Below are 3,521 nucleotides of genomic sequence, written 5' to 3' on the forward strand. Positions count from 1 at the left end.
GGGCAGGGGTACGGGTCGGGGCGGGGGTGCGGGGCCGGGCGGCGGGGCCGAGGGCCGCCGGGGCCACCCCGGGGGGTGGCGACGGCCGGCGGCGCCGGGGCCACCCCGGGGGGTGGCGACGGCCGGCGGCGCCGGCGAGGACCGGGGTGGTGCGCCGAGGAGGACTCAGCGGAGTGGCACCCGCGTACCGCTTTCAGCTCCCGGAGGACCGGCGGGTCCGGTGGCGTAGGCGAGGGGCGGGGCGATGGCTTGGGCGTCTGCGCCTTCGCCGACCCAGAGGGCGATGAACAGCGCGGCGGTCGCTTCCAGGAGCCCGGCGCGTTCGAGCCCTCCGCCGGGGACGGGTGCGCAGCCGACGTCGCGTATCAGATCACGTACGTGCGCGAGGGCCGCGGCGTCGTCGCCGCAGAGGGGCACGGCCAGGGGGCGCCCGTCGAAGACGGGCGGGCGCATGCGCCAGACGTCTTCGTGGCAGAGGTTGAACGCCTTGACCACGCGGGCTCCCGGTGCCGCGGAGGCGAGTTGCTGCGCGGCCGAGGGACCGCCGTCCGTGAGCAGCCGGAAGCCGGGCCCGACGGGGTTGGAGCAGTCGAGGAGCACCTTGCCGTGCAGGGCGGTGCGCAGATCCCGTACGACGCGCGCGCCCGCCCCGAAGGGCAGGGCGGCGAGCACGACGTCCTGGCCGTCCTCGGCCGCGGTGCGCAGGCTGCCGGCGGCGGTGTCGCCGCCGAGGCGGGAGGCGAGGTGCCGGGCCTTGTGGATGTCGCGTCCGCCGACGGTGAGGTGGTGCCCGGCGCGTACCCAGTGGGTGGCGAGGGCGTGGGCCATGTTGCCGGTTCCCAGTACGCCGATTCTCATGGTTGGTTCCTTTCTGCGTGCGTGCTGCCTGGTGGGCTCACAACGACGCTAGAAGGGGGTTCGGGCACCATTTGGTACGTGACGACCGACTCCTTTCTCGCCGACTGCCGCGCCCGCCTCGCCTTCGACCTGCTCTCCCATACGTGGAACGCCGTGGTGCTGTGGGCGCTGCGCGACGGCCCGAGACGGCCGGTGGACCTGCGGGAACGGATCGGGGGCATCAGCTCCAAGGTCCTGACGGAGACGCTGCGACGGCTGCAGTTCAACGGGCTGGTCGTACGGGAGGAGCGGCCGGGAGCGGCGGGGCGGGTGGAGTACCGGCTGACTGAGCTGGGAGAGAGCCTGCTGACGCCGATCGGCGCGGTCGGGGAGTGGGCGTTCGCGCACGGGGACGAGGTGATGGCAGCGCAGGAGGCATCGTGCGCGTCGCCGCGGGAGGGATAGGGACCCGGGAATCTCGCGCCCGTACACCCCCTCACGCCCGCCCAAGGGTATGCGGCTCGTCTGACAGCGGCGGGTGCAAAGGGTGTTGAGCTGGTACGTCGTGAAGGTGAGCCGGGTACGGGGGTGCGGTGTCGGGCTGGGGGTCGCTCGTGGGGTGGGCCGGGTTCGGGGGGGCCGTTTCGGGGTGGGGCGGTGTCGTCGGGGCTCCCCCGGGCCACCCCGCATGTGAGTGTGCGGGCCTCCGTCCGCCGTCAAAGGCGCTCCCTCCGCTTCGCTCCGGGAACGTCGCTGCACGATGGGGCTTCGCCCCACCCTTGACTGCGGACTCCGGCCCGTGACAGACCGGCGGCTATGGGTGGCCCGAGGGGAGCGGGCGCCCTCGACCGACACTACGGAGGCCGAGCCCTGCGGACGGGGCAGCGGACCCCGGGCACGAGGGCTGTCCCGAGCGCCGATGTTCCCGACCGACATGGAGAGCGAGGCCGGAGGCGGGGCGGGCCCGGTCGCCGGTGGCCTGCCGGACGGGGCGGGCTGCCGGGCGCCGAGGTCTCCCTGATCGCCGATTCCCCCGGCGGACGAGGGCCGGACCCCGGGTACCGGGTCTGTCCCGATCGCCGGTCTCGCCGGTGGACGTGGGGCGGAGGCCGGAGGCGGGCCGCGAGTGACGGCTCCATTCCTCCGCTCGGGAGCCCCGGACGGCTGCTGCCCGGCCTCGGAGCAGCCGCGCGCGCGTCGATGGGCGAAAGTCGCCCACCGAGGGCGATTTGCCCCAGTTCCCAGCGCGGGTGCTGCGAGTTTTGCTCGATTTTCCTCACCCGAGCGGCCTTGGAGTGAGCCAGTCCGCCCGGGGTGTCCGTGGGATGCCTCGCAAGGCGCGAAGATCACGGGATTCCTCGTCACCCGACGGCGCGGCCGATGAGTTCGCAGCTCCCGGCCGGTCGAAGCTCGTGACACCCAGGGAAAGGACACCGCCATGCCGGAGCTTCTCGTCGACTTCATCACCTCCCTCGACGGCCACGCATCGGGAGAGGGATGGCCCGGGTTCTGGGGTCTGGAGGGCCCGGAGTACCTCGCATGGCTCGGCGAGCAGCCCGAGGTCACCTATCTGATGGGAGCGAACACCTACCGCCAGATGTCGGGCTTCGCCGCCGGCGAGCTCCCGGACGGCCTGGACGAGTTCAGGCCCGAGGAAGAGGCGTCCGTCGACGAGCTCACGCAAGCGCCCAAGGTGGTGTTCTCCTCCTCGCTGGAGGAGCCACTGACGTGGGCCAACTCCACGCTCGTCCGCGACGACGCAGTCGAGGCGGTCCGCGCCATGAAGTCGAGTGGCTCGGGGCTCCTCAGCACGATCGGCAGCCTGAGCCTGTGCCGCTCCCTGCTGCGAGCCGGACTCGTCGACCGCTTCCGGGTCGTGATGTTCCCGGTGATCACCGGGGCCACGGGTGAAGAACGCATCTACGACGGCTATCCGGACGTCGCCCTTGAGATGATCGAACACCGCACCTTCGACGGCCGCATCCAGTTGGTCGAGTACAAGCCCCGCGTGCTCGATCACCCGCCGCTCCGCGCCCCTGCGTGACGTCTCGCCGTCCGCCGGTCCGGACCGCCGTCAGGCCGGCGGGCGACTCGTCTTGCCGGATGCGTCCGGGTGGGCGGAGATCGGCGGTTGGGGGCCGATCCGGGTCGCATCCCGGGGTGTTACTGCGAGTTACGGCACGATTTCTCCGCTTCCGGCGGTAAGGACAGGGGCCCGGCGCGCCGTTGCCGGGCGGACGCGCGTCGCGCGGCTGGGAGTTGGGCGCTGCTTCCCCGGGTGGGCCGGGTCCGGGTGCCGGCGGGCGCGGGGTGTTGCGTGTGATCGCCGCTACGGCCGGAGCGGGTTCCTCCGGGGACGTGGCCGGGCTCCGAGGTGGGGGCCCCATGCTCCAAAAGCCCACGTTGGGCCGTCCCTCTACGAGATCGCCCACCCCGACGCCCGCCCTCCCCACGACGCCGGGCCGTCCGGCGACCAGGGCCCCCGCCCACCGAGCCCCGCCCCCGGCGCGGGAGCGTCCCGCCCCCGGGGCCGCCACGCACCCGGCCCCGCCCCCGGCGCCGGGAACGTCCCGCCCGCGGGCCCACCACGCACCCGCCCCCGCCCCCGGCGCGGCAGCCCTCCGCACCCGCCCCCCGGCGCGGCAGCCTCCCGCCCCCCGGGGCCACCACGCATCGGACCCCCG

At 74.1% G+C, this 3,521-nt stretch carries 3 protein-coding genes; 2 read left to right on the forward strand and 1 reads right to left on the reverse strand.

Annotated features, from left to right (window positions below; translation table 11 throughout):
• Positions 1 to 165: 165 nt before the first annotated feature.
• The gene (locus ABGA99_RS36435) at positions 166 to 858 is read right to left on the reverse strand and encodes an NAD(P)-binding domain-containing protein (protein ID WP_347584275.1); all 693 of its coding nucleotides are present in this window, start codon (positions 856 to 858) and stop codon (positions 166 to 168) included.
• A gap of 78 nt (positions 859 to 936) precedes the next feature.
• Here ABGA99_RS36435 and ABGA99_RS36440 point away from each other — a divergent pair, with 78 nt between their 5' ends.
• Together ABGA99_RS36440 and ABGA99_RS36445 are read left to right on the forward strand one after the other, a co-directional pair.
• Complete coding sequence (locus ABGA99_RS36440) at positions 937 to 1,302, forward strand: helix-turn-helix domain-containing protein (RefSeq protein ID WP_347584276.1); 366 nt, start codon at positions 937 to 939, stop codon at positions 1,300 to 1,302.
• 973 nt (positions 1,303 to 2,275) lie between these two features.
• Positions 2,276 to 2,881, forward strand: coding sequence for a dihydrofolate reductase family protein (locus ABGA99_RS36445; protein ID WP_347576749.1), 606 nt, complete (start codon positions 2,276 to 2,278; stop codon positions 2,879 to 2,881).
• Positions 2,882 to 3,521 lie beyond the last annotated feature (640 nt).

The sequence above is a fragment of the Streptomyces sp. B5E4 genome, assembly GCF_039871555.1.
Classification (GTDB): domain Bacteria; phylum Actinomycetota; class Actinomycetes; order Streptomycetales; family Streptomycetaceae; genus Streptomyces.